This window comes from Psychrobacter namhaensis (genome assembly GCF_016107545.1).
Classification (GTDB): Bacteria; Pseudomonadota; Gammaproteobacteria; order Pseudomonadales; family Moraxellaceae; genus Psychrobacter; species Psychrobacter namhaensis.
In genome coordinates, this window is record NZ_JABASS010000016.1 from 1 (window position 1) to 20,763 (window position 20,763).

Genomic DNA, 20,763 nt, shown 5'->3' on the forward strand with positions numbered 1-20,763 from the left:
TCGTAACGCATAAAAATACCCCATAAGTTGTGTCCAACTTATGGGGGTCAGTTCACAATAGGGACTTTTTCGTTATCCAATCATGTTACTCAAAGAATAACATGACTTAAGTGGATAATTATGCGTTTTCAACCGTAACATAACGACGGTTAAATTTACCTTTGGTCGCAAACTTTACCACACCGTCATTTAGTGCAAATAAAGTATGGTCACGACCCATGCCAACGCCTTCGCCTGCGTGGAATTCTGTACCACGTTGACGAACGATGATGTTACCAGCTGTGATAGCTTGGCCACCAAAGATTTTTACGCCGAGCATTTTTGGGTTTGAATCACGACCGTTACGAGTCGAACCGGCAGCTTTTTTATGTGCCATGAGAAAATCTCCTTGTTAATGTGACTTATCGCTGATGCGACAACTCTTAAGCATTTAGTGCCCTGTTTAGCGACAATCGCTAAATGGGTCATTAGGCATTAATGGCTTTGATTTTTAACAAGGTGTACCATTGGCGGTGACCTTGCTCTTTGTGATAATGCTTACGACGGTTGTGCTTGATGATACGGATTTTTTCGCCGCGACCATGCTCAACAACTTCAACTTCTACGCTAGCGCCATCAACGACAGGCTGGCCGATTTTGACGTTATCGCCGTCAACAACCATCAACACGTCTTCAAATTTGATTGTTTCGCCTTTTTCTGCTTTTAGCAATTCAACTTTTAAAAGCTCATCGACGACTACACGGTGCTGTTTACCACCAGTTTTAATTACTGCGTACATGATATGACTCCGTTTAACCCGTGTGCCGTGGCTGATATTATACCAACGCTTTTACGACGAACACGACAGGGAAAAATTAAAGGCAAGATTTTACGGCTTTTTGCTTATAAAAGCAAGCCGCGCCTCTTGTTTTTGTAAGGTGGTTACACTAAAAACCATTGACCGTCTCTTTGTATAAGCTGTTATTGATGCGTGCAGCAAAAACGATGCATCACATAAACACAGATACTACAACAATAACGGATGATGAGCCATGCCCAACGGCGCCCATTATAACTTATATAATCAGTTACTTACAGCCTTTTATTGGGCACTCGTAACACTGTAAACGCAGCAACTACGTGAGTATTCATCTGATTGTCGGGTCAGGGAATTTTACCGTGTTTTTTCCACCTTTTGTCTGCAGTACGTTTCGTATAAGTAAAAGATGACTGCTCTGCTCTTGGTCTATTTTAACCCACAATTTAAAGAGGCAGCTATGCTATTATAGGCAAAACAACGCCTTACTTATGTATAAAGCTAAGGCTATAAAAAGCGCTCTTTATTCTAATTAATATGACTATTTCTTATGACCAGCACTCCTTTAAACAATAAGCATTCCACCCTTCAAACCACGCCACTTAGCTATACTGACATTCAGAGTATCGTGGCTGATGATTTTGAGATTATGGACAAGCAAGTATTCGGTAGTCTTAATTCAAAAGTACAACTGGTGATGAGTGTCTCGCAGCATGTCATCAACGCTGGTGGCAAACGTATGCGCCCGCTAATTACGTTGTTATGTGCCCGTATGTTTGATGACAAACCATCAGAAAAAGCCATGCACTTAGCCGCGATTACTGAGATGCTCCATACCGCTACGCTCGTTCATGACGATGTTATTGATGAGTCAGGACAGCGCCGTGGTAAGCCAACTGCAAACGCCACATGGGACAATGCCACTGCCGTGTTGGTTGGTGACTATCTGATTGCCCGTGCCTTTAATCTACTGGTGGGTTTTCAAAGCTTACCATTGCTGCAAGTATTCTCAGACGGGACTTGTGATATTGCTGAAGGCGAAGTATTACAGCTGCAGCATCAGCACAATCCTGCCGCGACAGAAGACGACTACTTACGCATTATCGATGGTAAAACCTCACGTCTATTTATGATGGCCACTCAAGGCTCCGCTATCTTACAAGACAAAACAGAATACCTGCAGGCATTAGGCGACTTCGGTCAGCACTTTGGTAATGCTTTTCAGATCATTGATGATGTCCTTGATTACAGCGGTGATAGTGAGGTCATGGGTAAAAACCTTGGCGATGATTTGGCTGAAGGTAAGCCGACCCTGCCCACTATTAAAGCACTTGAGCTACTAAAAAATAGCGATATCGAAGGCTATGAGCAGTTGCGTATCGCGGTGCAGACAGGAAAAACACCGAATGCTAAGCAGCTGATCGAATTGGTGCGCCGTTCAGGCTCGTTAGACTACTGTAAACAGCGCGCTTTGGAAGAAACCAAACTGGCGCAGCAAGCCCTTAGCACATTGCCTGATAACCGTTATCGTACAGGCTTATATCAATTGACTGAGCTTGCTAGCGCGCGCTTGGTGTAGCGGTATTGCCATAAAACATGCGCTGTTAGTAATAGGCTGTCCTTAGAACCCCTTGCTGGCTGATTATTTAATGGTCACACTTAAAGGTTGCTAAAACCAGTTTTTTGCTGACAGCCCTGATTTATCATGGTTTAAAGACCCTATTACGCCTAGGGTTTTGCTTTTTTCACAAAAATTTACAATTAATTTCAATAGAGTATTGTATGCCTGTATATTAGCTGTTAGTAGAGACAGCCCTTACTCCAACAATATTTACTGTCTCCCTCCACACCAATGTAACTGTTTTTTTTACGTTCTGCCCTACTCTCAAACACTTGACTGTGGGGTTACCCCTATAGTTTATAATAACTCATTAAATTTACTGGTCAACTTTGTGGCTTGGCCACATCTTTGCTGCTAGAGCGTCTTACGCCGTTACTTAACGTCTATGTCACTATCAGATGTCCTAACCGTTCGGTTTTTCTAAACAATTTCGATGAAAAACCCAACTGGCAAAGAGGGTATGGATGCTTAGAGTACATACTAATTTTTATATTTAATACGCTAAGATTTATTGTTAAATTTTTTATACTGTCACTATTTATTTTATACATATTGCCGAGGACATTGATGAAGCACTCTACTCTTGCGCTTGTAATAGCATCTGTACTATCTGGAGCTGTACTGATTGGCTGTGACAAAAACGAGGACGCCGCTGGTGAGCAAGCTGCACAGCAACAAATGCCGCCTGCGGTTGTCAACGTCCAGACTGTCACGCTTGATACCGTACCTCAGGTACAAACTTTTTCTGGACGTACAGCGGCTTATCAAACCGCCGACGTTCGCCCACAGGTAAATGGCGTTATTGACGAAGTACTGTTCCGTGAGGGCAGTAACGTCAAAAAAGGCCAGCCACTTTATCGTATCAATACTGATAACTACGCCTCTTCTGTCACCAGTGGTCAGGCAGCCGTGCAACAAGCACAGGCCAATTATCAGACCGCGCTAGCAAATAACGCCAATGCGAAAGCTGAGCTAGCCAGCCGTCAAGCATCATTGGCACAAGCACAAAATGATCTGCAACGTCTACAAGGCTTAGTCAGCATTGATGCCATCTCAAAGCAGCAGTATGAACAGGCACAAACGCAAGTACGTACTGCTCAAGCTGCTGTACAAAGTGCGGCCGCCGCTGTTGGACAAACCCAAGCAGGTATCGAAAGTGCCAAAGCGGGTATCCAGACCGCTCAGGCAGGTTTAGAGGCCAGTACGTTAGACCTCAATCGCACTATCGTCCGTGCTCCCTTAACTGGCCGTACTGATCGCTCTAGCGTTACCGCCGGAACACTCGTCAGCGCGGGTCAACCTGAGCCGTTAGTTACCATCTCACGCTTAGATCCTATCTATGTCGACATCAGTCAGTCGTCGTCTGAGCTACTAAAGCTGCGTCAGCAAATCGCGGCAGGCAAAGCACAGCCAGGTATGAATTCGGTTGAGCTGATACTAGAAGACGGGTCGGTCTACCCTGTCCGTGGCAAACTTGCCTTATCTGAAGCAAAAGTTGATGAGTCCACAGGCGCTGTGACCTTGCGTGCCATCTTCCCAAATAGCAATAATATTTTGCTACCAGGGATGTACGTGACGGCACGTTTGACCCAAAGCGTGATTACCAACGCTGCATTAGTACCCCAAAGTGCCGTAACCCGTACGCCTAAAGGTGAGACGCAAGTGTACATCGTTGATGAAAACAACAAAATCCAACTGCGTCCAGTGACCATTAATGGTACTTACGATGGACAGTGGGTCGTCACTGATGGCTTACAAACAGGTGATAAAGTCGTGGTGATAGGTGGTAGTAAGGTTAAACCTGAACAAGAGGTAGTCGTTAAGCCATTAGAAAATGCCAATCCAGCGCCATCTGCTACGAATGCTAAAACGCCGCAACAAGCGGCAAAAACAGTGGATAAAAAACCCGCTGGCAACGATGATTCTAACGAAGAAACAAAAGAAGCCGCCGCTCAATAATTCCATTCAAAGATAGGAAGACTTAGGGATATACTATGTCACGTTTTTTTATTAATCGCCCTATTTTTGCATGGGTGCTGGCTATTTTGGTCATGCTCATCGGGGTGATATCGGTCATTAGCTTACCGATTGAACAGTATCCACGTATTGCGCCACCAACTATTTCGGTTAGTGCAAGCTATCCTGGCGCTAACGCACAAACCGTCGAAAACTCAGTCGTACAGATTATTGAACAACGTATGAAAGGGCTTGATGGTCTCATGTACATGTCGTCATCGAGCTCCTCGAATGGCAGTGCTTCTGTGACCCTGACTTTTGAAAACGGTACAGATTCTGACACCGCTCAGGTACAGGTACAGAACAAACTGCAAGCCGCTATGAGCTCACTGCCCGAGTCGGTACAGCGTCAAGGCGTCAACGTTAACAAGTCCTCTAGCAGCTTTTTAATGGTGCAAGCTTTCGTTTCTGAAAACGATAGTATGGATCGCAGTGATATCGCCGATTATGTTAACTCAAACGTTGTCGATCAGATCAGCCGTGTCGAAGGGGTCGGTGAAGTTCAGGTGTTTGGTTCTACTTATGCAATGCGCATTTGGCTAGACCCTGCCCGCCTACGTAGCTATAACATGGTCCCCTCTGACGTGGTTAATGCCGTACGGGCGCAAAACGCGCAAGTCTCTGCTGGCCAATTGGGGCAAGCGCCTGCCGATACCGATCAACAGGTGATTAACGCTACCGTCACGGTACAAAGCTATCTACAAACCCCTGAAGAGTTTAAAAACATCTTATTAAAGACTGACACATCTGGTGCCCAAGTGCGCTTAGGTGACGTCGCCGACGTTGAAATTGGTAGTGAAAATTACAGCGTTGTCTCACTGTACAATGGCCAAGAAGCAGCTGGTCTCGGTATTTCATTGGCGAGTGGCGCCAACGCGCTTGAGACTCGTGAAGCAGTCGGCGCACGTATGGCAGAGCTGGAAGCGAACTTCCCAGCTGGCTTGACCTCGGTTGTGCCTTACGACACTACCCCATTCGTGCGTTTGTCCATCGAACAGGTCGTCATGACGCTACTAGAGGCAATTGTCCTCGTATTTATCGTTATGTTCGTTTTCCTACAAAACTGGCGCGCAACGATTATTCCTACGCTCGCTGTGCCTGTCGTTTTACTTGGTACCTTTGCAGTACTCTACGTCGCCGGCTTTAGTATTAACGTGCTTACCATGTTTGCGATGGTGCTATCCATCGGTCTACTGGTCGATGATGCGATCGTTGTCGTCGAAAACGTCGAGCGTATCATGGAGGAAGACCCTCATATCTCTGTCAAAGATGCCACCGTACAGTCCATGGGTGAGATTAGTAAGATCGTTATCGGTATTGCTTTGATTCTATCCGCTGTCTTTGTACCGATGGCATTCTTCGGTGGTTCAACGGGTGTGATCTATCGTCAGTTCTCAATCACCCTAATTACCAGTATGGTGCTGTCAGCCTTAGTGGCCCTTATCTTTACCCCCGCCCTATGCGTGACTTTGCTCAAACGTAGCAAAAGCCATCAAAAAGGTAATAGCGAAGAGAAAAAAGGATTCTTTGGTTGGTTCAACCGTGGCTTCTTTAAGCTGAGCCGCTCGTATGAGAACTTCGTTGGTAAAAGCATCCGTTTTAAATGGTTATATTTGATTGGCTATGCCGCCATTATCGGTATCATGGCCGTGGTCTTCTTACGGGTGCCGGGCTCATTTTTACCAGAAGAAGACCAAGGTATTATGTTTACCTTAGTTCAGCTTCCTGCCGGTTCAACGCTTGATGAAACGCAAGACGTCCTTGATAAAGTCAGTGATTATTACGAAACGCAAGAAGCCGATAATATCGCTTCAGTCTTTACGGTCGCAGGCTTCAGTTTTGCCGGACAAGGGCAAAACATGGGACTGGCGTTTGTGCGTTTATCCGACTGGGAAAATCGTTCTGGCGAAGAAAACACCGCACAAGCGGTTGCTGGTCGTGCCATGGGCTATTTTATGACCCAATTAAATGAAGCACAGGTGTTTGCGATTGTACCGCCAGCCATTACTGAACTTGGCAACGCTAGTGGTTTTGATTTAATGATTCAAGACACAGGCAACCTTGGGCACGACGGGCTACTAGAAGCGCGTAATATGCTGCTGGGTATGGCGGCGCAAAACGATCAAGTCGCCGGTGTCCGTCCAAATGGTCAAGAAGATGCGCCACAGTTAAAAGTGAACATCAACCAAGAACAAGCCGCCGCTTATGGCTTGTCATTGGCCAACATCAATAGCGTGATTTCTACCGCTTGGGGCTCAAGTTACATCAATGACTTCGTTGATCGCGGCCGCATTAAGCGTGTCTACGTTCAAGGTGAACCAAGCAGCCGTACTAACCCTGATGATATCGGTAAATGGTATGTACGTAATGAGACCGGTGAGATGATCTCATTTGACGCGTTCTCTAGCAGTGAATGGGAGTCTGGCTCACCGCGTTTGACGCGTTATAACAGCCTACCCTCTATGAACATTCAAGGTAGCGCAGCGCCAGGTTTGAGTACGGGTGAGGCGATGAGCGCAATGGAAGCGATGATACAGCAGTTACCTGACGGTGTGGGTTACGAGTGGACTGGTATGTCACTTGAAGAGCAAAAATCAGGGGCACAGGCACCTATGCTATATGCGCTCTCAATCTTAGTGGTATTCTTGTGCCTAGCAGCCTTGTATGAAAGTTGGTCTATTCCTTTCTCAGTGCTACTGGTCATCCCACTTGGTGTGTTGGGTGCCGTGATCTTCACTTGGTTACGTGGCTTTAGTAACGATATCTACTTGCAAGTCGGTCTGCTCACGGTGGTGGGTTTGTCCGCCAAAAACGCCATCTTGATTATTGAGTTTGCCAAAGAACACCAAGAGGAAGGTTATAGTCTGCGAGAAGCCGTCATGACAGCAGCACGTCAACGTCTGCGTCCTATTATCATGACCTCGCTTGCCTTTGGGCTGGGTGTTGTGCCATTATTTATCGCCACTGGTCCTGGCTCAGGCAGTCAAAACGCCATCGGTACCAGTGTACTTGGCGGAGTGGTTACCGCCACCTTCTTAGGTATCTTCTTTATTCCCATGTTCTATATTTGGGTGCGTAGTATGTTCCCGCATAAATATGAGAACAACAAGCCAAACGATAAAGATGATGGTAATGGTACGCCCAATCCACGAAACCCAACGCCTTCTGAGAGTTATCAGCCTGCAAGCTTTGGAGACAATACATAATGAGTGCTCAAAACATATTTACTTTAAGCTCATCAGCGGTAGCAAAAACTGCTACCCTTGCACAGCCAGCGCTATCACGGATGCGCAAAAATGGCGTTCGCCTATTAGGTTTAACCACCTTAGCGATGAGCATGGCTGCTTGTAATACCATTCCAAAAGCTGACACGCGCCCTGTCCTAGCAGAGCCAAATGTTCCTATCGAGCAAGCTTATGGGGCGTTCGATAAAGAAACCATTAGCACCGCTGAGCAACCCAGTGTGGCCAGTCAGCGCTGGCAGAACTTTTATAGCGACGAGCGTTTAAAAGGGTTGATTGCGTTAGGTCTTGAAAACAACAAAGACTTAGAAAGTGCCCTTCTAGCGATTGAACAAGCACGTGCGCAGTATCAGATTACCGACATCAATGATCTGCCGACTATTGATGGGCAAGCCGGCTATTCTCGTCGACGCCAAGCAGGTCAAACAGGCGACAGTTATAACGTCAACCTCGGCTTGGCTAATTATGAGCTCGATTTTTGGGGTAAAATCTCTAGTTTAAAAGAGCAAGCGCTACAGAACTTCTTAGCCACAGCGGCCGCTAAAGACTCTACCCAAATCAGTCTGATTAGTAATATTGCGCAGAGTTATGCCAATTTAAGCTACAGCTTAGCCCAGCTAAAACTGGCAGAAGCGACAGTTGAGAGTCGTGAGCAGTCCCTATTTATTGCCAATAAACGTTTTGAAGCTGGCATTGATCCTAGGCTGCCTTCTTTGCAAGCAAGTGCTTCATTAGAAAACGCTAGACTTGCCGTGCTGCGGGCACAAAGCAGCATTTTAAGATCGCGTAACGCCTTGCAGTTTTTGGTCGGCGGACCGATTCCAACCAGCCTGATTCCAGCGCCAGCGGTCAGTAACATCACGAGTCAGCAAATATTTAACGCTGGATTACCTAGTGCGCTGCTACGCTATCGTCCAGATGTGCTACAAGCGGAATACAACCTAAAAGCCGCTGGTGCCAATATCGAAGTGGCACGTGCTTCTTATTTCCCGTCTATCAGCCTAGCGAGCAGTATTGGTGTCAGTAGCGGTAGCTTAAACGACTTGTTCAAAAGTGGCGCTGTTGGCTGGTCATTTGGTCCTAGCGTGAGTGTACCTATCTTTGATGCGGGTCGCTTGGATGCCAACTACGAGGTGGCCAAAATTGAGCGTGAGCAGTCACTTGCTAATTACGAGAGATCTATCCAGACCGCCTTCCGCGAAGTGTCAGATGTGTTAGCAACCCGTGCGACACTTGGCGAGCAGCTCGAAGCACAGTATCGTTTGCAAGACAACTTTGAGCAAACGTATCAAATTGCTGATGCACGCTTTAAAGCAGGTATTTCAAACTATCTAGATGTTCTGGATGCCCAGCGCTCGTTATTCTCAACGCAGCAAGGTATTTTAGACTTAGAGCTACAAAAAATCGTCAGCCAAGTTGAGCTATACCAAGCGCTGGGTGGCGGTGCTAATTTAGATGCCCCCACTGTTATTCCGGTGCCGCAGTACACCAATTTAGCCCAAATCGCGACCCTACCTGCAAACAGTGCAAAAGCTAAAGCTGCTTATGCGATAGAGGCTGCTAGCTCAGCGCGGGTGGCCTCTCCGCAAGAAGCCGTGGCAATTAAACAGGCACAGGAAAAAGAGGTGGCTGTCTTTGAACCTACTGCTGTCGTTGATGTTGATAATGACGGCAAAACAGAGGCCGCCGTAGGCGTGGTCACTGAAAAGACGACGCTACCAGAGAATAGTGTTGAGCAAATACCAGTCACCCAGATTGTTGAGCCTTAAAGTGTGGCAAGCCATAATCTCGTGACGTTGTTTTGTCCTCACGTTGACAGTCGATAATGACAATCAGCCCTGCCGACTTGGTAGGGTTTTTTGCTTTCGTAACCCGCTATTGGTTATAGTAATGGCATTGTGTTGTCTACCCTTTTACGAAAGCTTATTCCACAGAGAACCATTTGGCTTAACAAACTGATGCAACAAAGCGGTTTTCATAAGACCACAGTTTTGCCATTAAAATAATAGTGTTTAAACATAACATAAGGACTTATCATGACGTATACTTTTAACCGCCAGTTCCCTGAAACTCGCCTGCGCCGTCTGCGCTATAACGACAACGTACGCGCGATGATTCGTGAAGTTGAGCTACACCCTAAACATTTCATCGCCCCTGTTTTTGTACTAGAAGGAAACAATCAGCGCGAATCCATTGTTAGTATGCCAGGTGTTGAGCGCCTATCGATTGATCTGCTGATTCACTACGCTAAAGAGTTATTAGCTGAGGGCGTCACCACAATCGATATCTTCCCTGTGATTGATAATGCACTCAAAACCCCTGATGGCAAATCTGCCTATGATGAAAATGGCCTGACAGCGCGCGCCGTCAAAGCCATAAAAGATGCCGTTCCAGAAATGGTGGTGATGACCGATGTGGCACTAGATCCTTATACCTCACACGGACAAGACGGCTTACTCGATGACAGTGGCTATGTCATTAACGATGCAACCATCGAAGTACTGGTCAAGCAAGCCCTCGTCCATGCCCGTGCTGGCGCTGATATCATCTCTCCTAGCGACATGATGGATGGTCGTATTAAAGCCATGCGCGATGCGTTTGAAGCAGAAGGCTTTGTCAATACTGCCATCATGGCCTACTCAGCCAAATACGCTTCTGCTTACTACGGCCCGTTTCGTGATGCAGTAGGTAGCGCGGGCAACTTAAAAAGTGGCCACAAAAAACAGTACCAAATGGATTTTGGCAATCGCGCCGAAGCGCTGCATGAAGTGGCGATGGATATTAACGAAGGCGCTGACATGGTGATGATTAAACCAGGTCAGCCTTATCTAGATCTTATCCGTGAAGTCAAAGATACCTTTGGCGTGCCGACGTTTGCTTACCAAGTCTCTGGCGAATATGCCATGCATATGGCAGCCATTCAAAATGGCTGGTTAAGTGACGCGGTCATTTTGGAATCTTTGATTGGGTTCCGCCGTGCTGGTGCTGATGGTATTTTGACATACTTTGCTCTAGAAGCCGCCCGTCAGTTAAACAATGCTTAATAGCCACTAAACTGACTTTTATGTCGTAACAAAACCCCACAGCTACTAGCAGCCGAGGGGTTTTTTACTGACACCTTATGAGGGCGTGTCCTCAATTCAATCGATAGTCATCTAAATGGACTAAAAACGGCTAAATTTTGCCAAACAGCGGCAAATAGTTGGTTAATATCTCAATACTATCTGCACTATTTTTCTTGTTTGACTGCAATTTATCTCATTTTTATCACCATTTTTAAAATGAGAACACGCCCTAAAACAAAAGATCTGTATTGCCATTACGAACGCTACAACTACTTATAACTGCTCACGATTATGTACTGTCGTAAAGTCAAGTTCAGGCCCGACTGGTATGATACGCGTGGGATTAATATTGGCATGGCTGGTGTAGTAATGCTGCTTAATGTGAGCCATATTGACGGTCTCAGCGATGCCTGCTACTTGATACAAATCGCGCAGATAGCCCCAAAGATTTGGATAATCAATGATGCGGCGTATGTTACACTTAAAATGTCCGACATAAACGGCATCAAAACGTACCAACGTGGTAAATAAACGCCAGTCGGCCTCTGTTATCGTGTCCCCCATCAAATAACGACGCTTTGCCAAACGCGCTTCTAGTGTGTCTAACGCCTCAAACAGCGTCGTCAGTGGCTGCTCATAAGCTTCTTGTGTGGTCGCAAAACCAGCCTTGTACACACCATTATTCACGGCAGAATAGACAAAGGTATTCATGTCATCAATTTCTGCTAATAACTCTGATGGTATAAAATCACCTGTTACTGCTCCTACCTCATCAAAGGCTGAATTAAACATACGAATAATTTCAGAGGATTCATTGCTCACAATTGTGTTGGTTTTTTTATCCCATAAAATAGGAACCGTCACGCGCCCTGTATAATCTGACTTAGCCGCCGTATAAACCTCATGTAGATAACTTGCATGAACAATCGGATCAGCAATCACGCCTTTGCCCTCCGCAAACGTCCACCCTTTATCCCCCATAAATGGATGTACCACAGACATCGAAATGATATCTTCTAGGCCTTTTAGCTTACGATAAATCGTGGTTCGATGCGCCCAAGGACAGGCTAAAGACACATATAAATGATAACGATTGGCTTCAGCTTTGAAACCGCCTTTGCCTGTCGGACCTGCGCTGCCATCTGCCGTTACCCAGTTTCTAAACCCTGCGTCTTCACGCTCAAAGCGTCCACCGCTAGCATCGGTGTCGTACCATTTATCTTGCCATTGTCCATCGACTAATAAACCCATCTCATCATCCTTAGTATTTTGATTTTATGTATATGTAATAGTTGCTAAATACTTGTATGATTAATCTCGCACGTCCCTAGGAACACTGCTATATTGTGCTGTATTAAGCTCGACACCATTCTCAATATTGTACCAACTTTAGGTCCCTGCTGTTATTAAGTTAGGTACGACAAGTAATGCAGAGGATGATTCTTCTAGTATTTCGACAATAACTTCATATTGGCGTAAAAAAGACTTGCAAAGTCCTGAAAACTTGCTAAAATGCTCAACCTAAATAGGCGTATAGCTCAGTTGGTTAGAGCGCTACCTTGACATGGTAGAGGTCGTTGGTTCGAATCCGATTACGCCTACCAGATTCGAAAAGCCCCAATCTTAAGATTGGGGCTTTTTTTTGTCCGTGAAATATGGGCTGTAGCGGAAATGAAAACGCTACCTACAAGTGAGGCTAGCAACCAAGGTAAGTAATGATATAATGCCCCGATAATTGATATTTTATAAAGGGTTTACATGATGGCTCGTACCGCTAGCGCATTACACATTTTAGTAAAAAACAAAGAACTGGCTGAAGACATTATTGCCAAGCTTAAAAAAGGCGCCAATTTTGACGTGCTGGCTAAAAAACACTCAACCTGCCCATCAGGTAAAAAAGGTGGCAACTTAGGTGAGTTTACACAAGGCCAAATGGTGCCGTCATTTGATAAAGTCTGCTTCAGCGGTGAACTATTCACCCCACATTTAGTAAAAACCAAATTTGGCTGGCATGTGATTAAAGTGCTTTATAGAACATAAGAGTTAGAGTCGCATCTTTGATTGAAAGCTGATTAAAGCACGCCTTAAACGTTATCCTGATTCAGAAATGAGCGAATGTCATGACTACATCTTATTTATGGGAACAAAAGCAGCTACAGTCATGTTGGTCGGAGTTTTCTTCCCAGTTTTATTTTCATATTTGCTAATAGCAACCCCGACAAGATCAAGGTCATTGCCAGCATCTTCCACCACGTCACCACCTCCCCTGTGAGCAGCACTGAGGTTACCATACCGAACACCGGCACCAGTAGGGCAAATGGCACAACATTGGAAGCAACATTCTGACTGAGCAGGTGTGCCCACAGTCCAAAGCCAATCAGGGTTGAGACATACACGATAAACCCAAGCGAGAGCCAAGACTTGAGCGAGGCCTCAGTAAACGTCGCCAGCTGCCATGCCTCGGTCTCAAATATGAGAGAAGATAGGGTCAAAATCACGCAAGCAATCAGACCACCCCAGACCACGAGAGCGAGCGCAGACAATGCGGATGCTTTATTTTTTCCAGTATTAGCCGAAACAATAGACACCCCTGCACCTTGCTGCGTCGCTTTTAAAGTCGCTTGTGTTGATGCCTGCTTTGAAGCAATGTTGCCAAAACTCCAGCCTATGGCCGCAATCAAGATACAGACAAACCCAGCCAAAGGCATATCGCCACCAAGGTTTAGCGCGATCACGCTAAGCCCTAGCACACCGACTATCATACCAATGAGTTGCATGCGACTCACTGCCTCACCCAATATAAAATACGCCAGCAATACGGTGACAAAAATCTGAATTTGTAGCAGTAGTGCCGTCAACCCTGCCGACGCCCCTAAGTGCATGGCAGTGAATACAAAAGCATACTGCATGACAAACGTACCGATGGCATAGATATATAACGTACGATTAAATTTGGGCGGTTTTAGAAAAAAAACCAGTGGCACGGCGGTAAAGAAAAAACGCAAGGCGGTGAGCATTAGCGGCGGAAAGCTTTCAAGCCCCCACGCAATAAAGGTAAAATTCACACCCCAAATAAAGGTAACCAGTACAGCCAATGCGGTGTATAAAGGGGTCATATCGTTGGCCTAGGAAATGATGACTAATGAATAGAGCTACTTAGCTAAAAAACTGGTTTTAATCGGTAAAACTCCTATGCCCCCCGACTACGTTTGACTGTCTTAGTCCAATATCGTATTTATTAGCGAATGGGGTTAGACAGTGAGCACCACACTTACAAACAACAAAATGGCAATGAGCATTAATGTGACACTGCCTATTTTTGTAATTAAGTATAAGTTGTCTTGAGCTTTCCATAAATAACGGCTGGCTAAAGCAAATGCCTCTGCATAGCAAAAATGTATCAGTAAAACCAATAGGCAAAAAGCTAAAGCCAAAATCAGAAATTGAGAGAGATAGGTTTGCTCAGTATTGATAAATTGCGGAAAGACAGCCATAAAAAATAAGACAGGTTTTGGGTTAGACAAGGATGTTAGTAAACCTTCTTTGAATAACCTACCCGCACTGGTAGTACTGACCTCTAACGTATTATCAGACTCTAGGACAAATGACTTTCGCTTTCCAAAGGCCATTTTAAAACCCAAGTAAAATATATACATTGCACCCACTAATTGGATGGTCAAGAACATTTTCTCTGATGTTGCGATCACTAACCCAATACTGGTAGCTGAGACAATTGCTACGCCTAGAATCCCTAAAGAGAGGCCTAAAATGCCATAAGCTGTCTTTTTTCGACCATGCGTCAGGGAGTTTGTAATACTTAGAATGACACCAGGACCTGGGCTAGCAATAGTGGCAGAAGCGATAAGGATATATAAGGATATATAAGGTAATGTTGTTCATTCAGTACGACTACCATAGTAAGCTTTTGTTGGTATTCTAGCATTTAATTTATATGTCGAACTAGGCTTATTTTAGAAAGAACAGACATTTTGAAAAATAAAAGCGTACCCTCAATGAAACTGTTTATCTGTAACTCTAAACTCTATTAACAGACCACTCACAGCTCGTACTATGTCCCCTGAAGCCTCAGGTTTTCGGCATGCCCTTCTCTCTCTAAACATTATATCGACGCTAGCATTTCTCTCAATTTTACCTGTCCTCAAACAGTATTTTTTCCTCTACTCTAATAGCAAACGTTTTAGCCATCCATAAGATACCTAAAACAGAGCTCAGTATTACAGTGACGATCTATTCAGATGTCAAACTACGACTCTCCTGCTCGGACTACCCCTATTCTTTAAACCTCTAACCACCCCTACGCTCGTTTAGATTAAATTTTTTCTTGTTACTCGTAATAAATTAGGATAGTGTTGACTTAATCATTTAAAAAACTCTTGTTCGGAGTTAAAGGGTCATGGAAGATCTGAAAGTTCAAAAACATCTGTCAAACACTGGTGAGCAAAAATTCATTGCGCATGTGCGTCAGAGTGACGGTAACGAACAACCACTCTATGACCACTTGATAGGTACGGCAGAAATAGCCAAAGGTTTAGCCGCTAAAATACGTTTGCCATTATCCGGTGAGTTAATTGGTTTAGTACATGATTTAGGGAAATACAGTCAGGCATTTCAGACGTATATCAGAGACAGCATTGCCTACGACAGTTATAAATCTTTAGACTTAGATGAAGACGAAGAAGCTGAAATACTGCTCAAAGGTAAACCTAAACGGGGTTCAGTTGACCATTCTACCGCTGGTGCAATACACCTTTATCAGCTATTTTGGAGATTAACAAAAACCATAAAAGATGAAAGTAAACAGCAGAAGATAGAAGTCGGTCAAGGTCAACTGCTGGCCGATATTCTATTTATTTGTGTGGCGTCACATCATAGCGGTATGGTGAATGTGGTGGATAAAGAAGGTCATCATTACCTTAATCACCGTAAAAAAAAGGAAGAGGACAAATCTCATTATCAAGAATCTATAGTCAATGCGACAACCAACAGTTTGTTTGCTCATTTAGATAAAAAATTCAAAAGCGAAACACTCAAAGAGTTTACTAATGTGATTGCCACGCTGCTATTTGATAAGTCGGCAACGGATAAACAAAAAGATTTTTATATCGGATTTTACGCCCGAATGCTATTTAGCTGCCTGATCGATGCAGATCGTAGTAACAGCATTGCCTTTGAGTATCCAAGCCAAGCTCACCTTTTAGAATACTCCCGTCCCGATTGGCAGATTGCCATCGATAAAGTAGAGGCGCTGTACACAAGTTTTGCCGATAAAGCCACGCATAGCCCTCCTAACCCTATTAATTATCAGCGTAACCTTATTGCCCGCACCTGCTATGAAGCAGGGCAAAAAGAGCAAGGAATTTATACCTTAACGGTGCCGACTGGTGGCGGAAAAACGCTTGCCAGCCTGCGCTTTGCTGTTCAACACGCCAAACGTCACAATCTTGATTGTATTATCTACATCATCCCTTTTACCAGTATTATTGAACAAAACGCTCAGGAAGTACGAGATATTCTAGAAGAAAAGCTGGCTGATGGTAGTTACGTGAGCGACTGGGTGTTAGAACAACACTCCAACTTAGAGCCTGAGGTGCAGACATGGCAAAGCAAGCTGATTATGGACAACTGGAACGCGCCGATTGTTTTTACGACCATGGTGCAATTTTTAGAAAGCTGCTTTGGCGGCGGCACCAAAGGCGTTAGACGCTTGCACCAATTGAGCCGTGCAGTCCTGATCTTTGATGAGATCCAAACCCTACCTATTAACTGCTACTATTTATTCTGTAATGCTATTAACTTTTTGACCCGCTATACAAATTCTACAGCGGTACTATGTACCGCTACCCAGCCTGTCTTAGACAACCTCCCCATCGCCCACAACGGTAGTCTCTATCCGGCAACAGAGATTATCGGCAATCGTGACCAATTAGCACAATTATTTAATACGCTAACGCGCGTAGACATTCATAATCATACTGGACAACCTAAAGATTTAAATGCGTTAACTGAGTACATTAATGAAAACTTCGCAGATTTTTCCAGCACTTTAGTGATTGTCAATACTAAGATTTGGGCAAGCCAGCTCTATCAGACGTTATTAGAGACCACACCTAAAGAGGCGCTGTATCATTTAAGTACAGGTCAGTGCGCTCGTCATCGCAAGGACTTACTCAGTCAGATTAGAGCACGCTTAAAACAAGGTCTACCAACTTTGGTCATCTCAACTCAGCTTATTGAAGCAGGTGTTGACGTGTCGTTTGCCTCTGTTATTCGGTTTTTGGCAGGGCTAGATAGTATTGCACAAGCCGCGGGACGTTGTAACCGTCATGGTGAAATGGTGGATAAAAAGGGCAACCCGATTAAAGGACAAGTGTTTATCGTAAAACCTGACAAGGAAAGTCTCAGTAAACTGCCGACCATTAAATTGGGTAAGGAGCAGATGGAGAACAACATTTTACCACTGCTGTCTCAACCTAAAAACCAAAATAAGCACCTTCTAGACCCTGACATCATGACTCAGTTTTTTGAGGTTTTTTATCGTACCGAGCATGCTACCAAAGAGATGGCTTACCCCGTCCAAGAAACAAATGGTCAGCCTTCTAGCAGTGAGACTGTATTTGGTTGGCTAAGTAATAATACGCTTAATCCTGCGGTCAATAATGATAATGCTAGTAGACTTAAAAACAGTCAGTTCCCTAAGTTATGGCAATCCTTTATGGATGCAGGACGTGCGTTTAAAGCAATTGATGCCCCGACAAAAGCCGTCATCGTGCCTTACACAGAGGAAGGAAGTGATTTGATTACCGCGTTATATGGGACACAATTTAATGATAAAGATTTTTATAAGCTGGTGCGCGACGCTCAGCAGTATAGCGTCAACGTTTTTCCTTATATGTTTGATAAATTACAGCAAGAGCATGCTATAGAACAGGTCAGAGACACCGGCATCTTTACCCTCTCAGAGACATTCTATGATGAGTGTATGGGGTTGAATATAGCGGGAGACGGTAAGCTTGATTTTATAGAAGGGTTTTAAAACGAAGTGGATGTTCTATAGTCAGATTAGTCAAAATTGTTTTAAGTCATCAGAGGATATCAAATGCCACAGAATACAAAACCAAAAAACTCAATCGAATTTTTGCTTACAGGACGAAATGCCTTATTCACCGACCCTATCACACGCATTGGCGGTGAAAAAACCAGTTACCACTTACCCACTTATGAAGCATTAAAAGGCGTCTGCAAAAGTATTTACTGGAAACCCAGTATTATTTGGTACATCGATAAGGTGCGAGTGATTAACCCTATCCGTACCCAAACCAAAGGCATGAAGCCGATTAGATACCATAAAGACGGCAACGATTTGGCTTATTATACTTATTTATATGACGTAGCTTATCAAGTGCAAGCGCACTTTGAGTGGAATATACATCGCCCAGAGCTAGAAGCGGACCGCATCGATGGCAAGCACTACAGCATTGCCAAACGTATGGTCGATAAAGGCGGTCGCCAAGACATATTTTTAGGGGCGCGAGAATGTCAAGGCTATGTCGAGCCTTGTGAGTTTGGTAGTGGTCAAGGGGCTTATGATGATAATCCAGAACTAAGTTATGGTCTAATGTTTCATAGCTTCGCCTATCCTGACGAGACTGGCATGGATGAGCTGCACAGTCGATTCTTTCGTGCGGTAATGAGACATGGTGTCGTAGAGTTCCCTAAACCCACTGATGACTTGCAAGCTGATAGTGATAACGGTATGCCCAATCGATTTGTCCGCGCCATGAGTGCCAAGACCTTTACCCTCGATGAAAATATTGAGCCTGTCACTAGTACGGAGGAGGCTCTATGAGCTGGTTACAACGATTGTATCAAACCTATGAGCTTGCCAGCCAAAACGAAGAGCTTCAGGCTCAAGAAAGCAGTTTAATGCCTTATTATCATGTCAATCAAAATGTACAGATTATTGTCACTATCAATGATAAAGGCGACTTCATTCATGCTGAGGTATGCCGAGATGCTAATGGCAAGGTTAAATCAAGCAACTTAGTTATTCCAGCAACCAACCCATCCGCTAACCGTACTTCTAAACCAGTTGCTCATCCACTGTCCGATAAGCTGCAATATGTTGGTAAAGACTTTTACGACTATAGTAATGGTGGTAAAGATGATTATTACCATCTTTATGAGCAAGAGCTGTCTGCTTGGTGCGGTTCAAAATATGCCCATCCAAAAGCCAAAGCCGTCCTGAATTATGTGCAAAAAGGAACCCTAGTCAAAGACTTGCTAGGCGCTAACGTCTTGATTGCTGACCCTGATGATAAAAACAAACTGGCCTACCCCAAACAAGCCAGCGACCATCCAGATAGTGTCTTATCATCGCTAAATAAAAATACCACCGGGGTATTTGACCAAGGTGCGGCATTTATTGCTTGGCGAGTGACTGCCACAGAACTGGGTAAACAAGCTGAACGCGGCGTGTCTGAAACGTGGCGAGACAAGAGTCTTTTTGACTCGTGGCAGCAGTTTTACGCGACACTTGATAGCACTGATGGTTTTTGTTATATCACGGGCAAAGACAGTCCGCTGGCAAGCAAACATCCCAATCGTATCCTGCGTAGCGCAACTAACGCTAAGCTGATCTCTGCCAATGATTTATCAAGTTTTACCTTTTTAGGACGCTTTACTGACGATGATAAGTCTATTAAAGCACATGGGTTACAAGGCGCTAATATCAGTGCCGTTGTCACAGAAAAAGCTCATGCGGCCCTATCATGGTTATTGACCCGCCAAGGTCGCGAAGACGCCGGTCAAGCGGTTGTCGCTTGGGCAATCTCTGGTAACGAAACCCCGCAGCCAACTCAAGAAAATAATGAGATTGCGCCTTTTGATGTTGAAGAAAATATTGAAACAGACGATTTAGAAGAAGAGGAAGCCAATCCTTTTGCCATGACAGATGATGAAGACTTTGATGAAGTAGATGATGAGTCAGAACATAGTGACAAAGGTGAAATCATAACAAAAGAAAGTGTAACTCTAGAACTTCAGCATAAAAATAATCTAGGTCAGACTTTTGCTAAACATCTCAATAATACCATGCAAGGCTATCGTCAAAATCTCGATGCGCATGACCAAATCTCAATTATTACCCTAGATGCTGCCACGCCTGGACGCATGGCCGTTACTTATTATCATGAAGCTATGCCGAATGACTATATTGAAGCTTTAGCGTGTTGGTATCAGCAGTTTTCGTGGTATGCCACTTATAAAGATGCTGAAACCAACGAGCGTAAGCTTACCATTAAAGCGCCCATTCCTAAGCTAATAGCACAAGTGGCTTACGGCTCTCGTCTGTCAGACGCGCTGAAAAAACAAGTTGTCTCGCAAGTACTGCCTTGTATCGTAGAGGGAGAAGCAAGGCAATTTCCTTGGCAGCTGGTAGATTTATGTGTCAAGCGAGCCTGTAATCCATTGGCATTAGAACATTGGGAATGGGAGCAAGCATTAGGGGTCGCCTGTGCTTTATACCGTGGCTATTATTTGCGTCAATCAGACCATCACAGAAGGAGCTATACCGTGACATTACAAACAGACTATAACAGTCGAGATTATCTATATGGTCGGCTATTGGCGGTTGCCGAAGATATTGAGAGCTTGGCATTATATATCGCTGGAGAAAAGCGCAATACAACAGCACAACGCTATATGCAGCAGTTCGCCAATCGCCCATTTACCACATGGCGCAATATTGAGCTGGCACTTAAACCTTACGAGAACCGTCTAAAGTCAAACCGTGCGGGTTATTTATCCAATATGCAGGATTTACTAGACCAAATTATGAGTCGCTTCGACATTGAAGATTTCAGTAATGACTCCGCCTTGTCGGGTGAGTTTTTGCTTGGTTATCACAGTCAAAAGATGCAAATCAAACTGGACAAACAGCAGACAAAAAAAGCGCGTGAAGACAATAAATATTTAGAAACTGACGAAACCGCTTAACTTAGACT

General features: G+C 44.6%; 14 protein-coding genes and 1 tRNA gene. 10 read left to right on the forward strand and 5 right to left on the reverse strand.

The features are described 5' to 3' along the window. Positions 1-118 precede the first annotated feature (118 nt). Positions 119-376: a 50S ribosomal protein L27 gene (rpmA, locus tag JFC06_RS10750; RefSeq protein WP_193004881.1), complete on the reverse strand. Its 258-nt coding sequence runs from the start codon at positions 374-376 to the stop codon at positions 119-121. 91 nt (positions 377-467) lie between these two features. Then, the gene (gene rplU / locus JFC06_RS10755; RefSeq protein WP_057761012.1) at positions 468-779 is read right to left on the reverse strand and encodes a 50S ribosomal protein L21; all 312 of its coding nucleotides are present in this window, start codon (positions 777-779) and stop codon (positions 468-470) included. A gap of 568 nt (positions 780-1,347) precedes the next feature. Between rplU and JFC06_RS10760 the strand changes: the two genes are divergently transcribed. The 5 genes from JFC06_RS10760 to hemB all read left to right on the forward strand — a co-directional run bounded on the left by JFC06_RS10760 (position 1,348) and on the right by hemB (position 10,720). Then, positions 1,348-2,376 (forward strand): polyprenyl synthetase family protein, encoded by a 1,029-nt coding sequence (locus JFC06_RS10760; RefSeq protein ID WP_198335039.1) that lies wholly within the window; start codon positions 1,348-1,350, stop codon positions 2,374-2,376. Positions 2,377-2,985: 609 nt separating this feature from the next. After that, positions 2,986-4,377, forward strand: coding sequence for an efflux RND transporter periplasmic adaptor subunit (locus JFC06_RS10765; protein ID WP_198335040.1), 1,392 nt, complete (start codon positions 2,986-2,988; stop codon positions 4,375-4,377). 35 nt (positions 4,378-4,412) lie between these two features. Beyond that, positions 4,413-7,640 carry an efflux RND transporter permease subunit gene (locus JFC06_RS10770; protein WP_198335041.1) on the forward strand — a complete coding sequence of 1,076 codons (3,228 nt, stop codon included), beginning with the start codon at positions 4,413-4,415 and terminating at the stop codon, positions 7,638-7,640. Further along, a complete protein-coding gene (locus JFC06_RS10775; RefSeq protein WP_198335042.1) occupies positions 7,640-9,445 on the forward strand; it encodes an efflux transporter outer membrane subunit in 1,806 nt (601 codons plus the stop codon). The genes JFC06_RS10770 and JFC06_RS10775 overlap by 1 nt, the downstream gene beginning before the upstream one ends. A gap of 267 nt (positions 9,446-9,712) precedes the next feature. Further along, a complete protein-coding gene (hemB, locus tag JFC06_RS10780) occupies positions 9,713-10,720 on the forward strand; it encodes a porphobilinogen synthase (protein WP_198335043.1) in 1,008 nt (335 codons plus the stop codon). Positions 10,721-11,014: 294 nt separating this feature from the next. Here hemB and JFC06_RS10785 read toward each other — a convergent pair whose 3' ends face one another. After that, on the reverse strand, positions 11,015-11,992 hold the full coding sequence (locus tag JFC06_RS10785) for a glutathione S-transferase family protein (protein ID WP_198335044.1): 978 nt from the start codon (positions 11,990-11,992) through the stop codon (positions 11,015-11,017). Positions 11,993-12,268: 276 nt separating this feature from the next. Between JFC06_RS10785 and JFC06_RS10790 the strand changes: the two genes are divergently transcribed. Both JFC06_RS10790 and ppiC read left to right on the forward strand, forming a co-directional pair. Beyond that, positions 12,269-12,345 (forward strand) — tRNA-Val (locus JFC06_RS10790). Positions 12,346-12,502: 157 nt separating this feature from the next. Continuing rightward, positions 12,503-12,781, forward strand: coding sequence for a peptidylprolyl isomerase PpiC (gene ppiC, locus JFC06_RS10795; RefSeq protein ID WP_198335062.1), 279 nt, complete (start codon positions 12,503-12,505; stop codon positions 12,779-12,781). Between the two features lie 119 nt (positions 12,782-12,900). Here ppiC and JFC06_RS10800 read toward each other — a convergent pair whose 3' ends face one another. Further along, positions 12,901-13,857 carry an EamA family transporter gene (locus JFC06_RS10800; protein WP_198335045.1) on the reverse strand — a complete coding sequence of 319 codons (957 nt, stop codon included), beginning with the start codon at positions 13,855-13,857 and terminating at the stop codon, positions 12,901-12,903. A 135-nt stretch (positions 13,858-13,992) separates the two neighbouring features. Continuing rightward, entirely contained in the window at positions 13,993-14,622 is a 630-nt protein-coding gene (locus tag JFC06_RS10805; RefSeq protein ID WP_198335063.1) for a LysE family translocator, read from the reverse strand. A 533-nt stretch (positions 14,623-15,155) separates the two neighbouring features. On the opposite strand from JFC06_RS10805, the gene cas3 reads away from it, so the two are divergent. The 3 genes from cas3 (at position 15,156) to cas8c (ending at position 20,755) form a co-directional block, all read left to right on the forward strand. Beyond that, complete coding sequence (cas3, locus tag JFC06_RS10810) at positions 15,156-17,795, forward strand: CRISPR-associated helicase Cas3' (protein ID WP_198335046.1); 2,640 nt, start codon at positions 15,156-15,158, stop codon at positions 17,793-17,795. 63 nt (positions 17,796-17,858) lie between these two features. Next, on the forward strand, positions 17,859-18,608 hold the full coding sequence (cas5c, locus tag JFC06_RS10815; RefSeq protein WP_198335047.1) for a type I-C CRISPR-associated protein Cas5c: 750 nt from the start codon (positions 17,859-17,861) through the stop codon (positions 18,606-18,608). Beyond that, positions 18,605-20,755: a type I-C CRISPR-associated protein Cas8c/Csd1 gene (gene cas8c / locus JFC06_RS10820; protein ID WP_198335048.1), complete on the forward strand. Its 2,151-nt coding sequence runs from the start codon at positions 18,605-18,607 to the stop codon at positions 20,753-20,755. Before cas5c ends, cas8c begins: the two co-directional genes overlap by 4 nt. Positions 20,756-20,763: the final 8 nt, after the last annotated feature.

Coding starts and splice junctions, on each gene's coding strand:
- rpmA (WP_193004881.1), bottom strand. CDS start 376: ATGGCACATAAAAAAGCTGCCGGTTCGACTCGTAACGGTCGTGATTCA.
- rplU (WP_057761012.1), bottom strand. CDS start 779: ATGTACGCAGTAATTAAAACTGGTGGTAAACAGCACCGTGTAGTCGTC.
- JFC06_RS10760 (WP_198335039.1), top strand. CDS start 1,348: ATGACCAGCACTCCTTTAAACAATAAGCATTCCACCCTTCAAACCACG.
- JFC06_RS10765 (WP_198335040.1), top strand. CDS start 2,986: ATGAAGCACTCTACTCTTGCGCTTGTAATAGCATCTGTACTATCTGGA.
- JFC06_RS10770 (WP_198335041.1), top strand. CDS start 4,413: ATGTCACGTTTTTTTATTAATCGCCCTATTTTTGCATGGGTGCTGGCT.
- JFC06_RS10775 (WP_198335042.1), top strand. CDS start 7,640: ATGAGTGCTCAAAACATATTTACTTTAAGCTCATCAGCGGTAGCAAAA.
- hemB (WP_198335043.1), top strand. CDS start 9,713: ATGACGTATACTTTTAACCGCCAGTTCCCTGAAACTCGCCTGCGCCGT.
- JFC06_RS10785 (WP_198335044.1), bottom strand. CDS start 11,992: ATGGGTTTATTAGTCGATGGACAATGGCAAGATAAATGGTACGACACC.
- ppiC (WP_198335062.1), top strand. CDS start 12,503: ATGGCTCGTACCGCTAGCGCATTACACATTTTAGTAAAAAACAAAGAA.
- JFC06_RS10800 (WP_198335045.1), bottom strand. CDS start 13,857: ATGACCCCTTTATACACCGCATTGGCTGTACTGGTTACCTTTATTTGG.
- cas3 (WP_198335046.1), top strand. CDS start 15,156: ATGGAAGATCTGAAAGTTCAAAAACATCTGTCAAACACTGGTGAGCAA.
- cas5c (WP_198335047.1), top strand. CDS start 17,859: ATGCCACAGAATACAAAACCAAAAAACTCAATCGAATTTTTGCTTACA.
- cas8c (WP_198335048.1), top strand. CDS start 18,605: ATGAGCTGGTTACAACGATTGTATCAAACCTATGAGCTTGCCAGCCAA.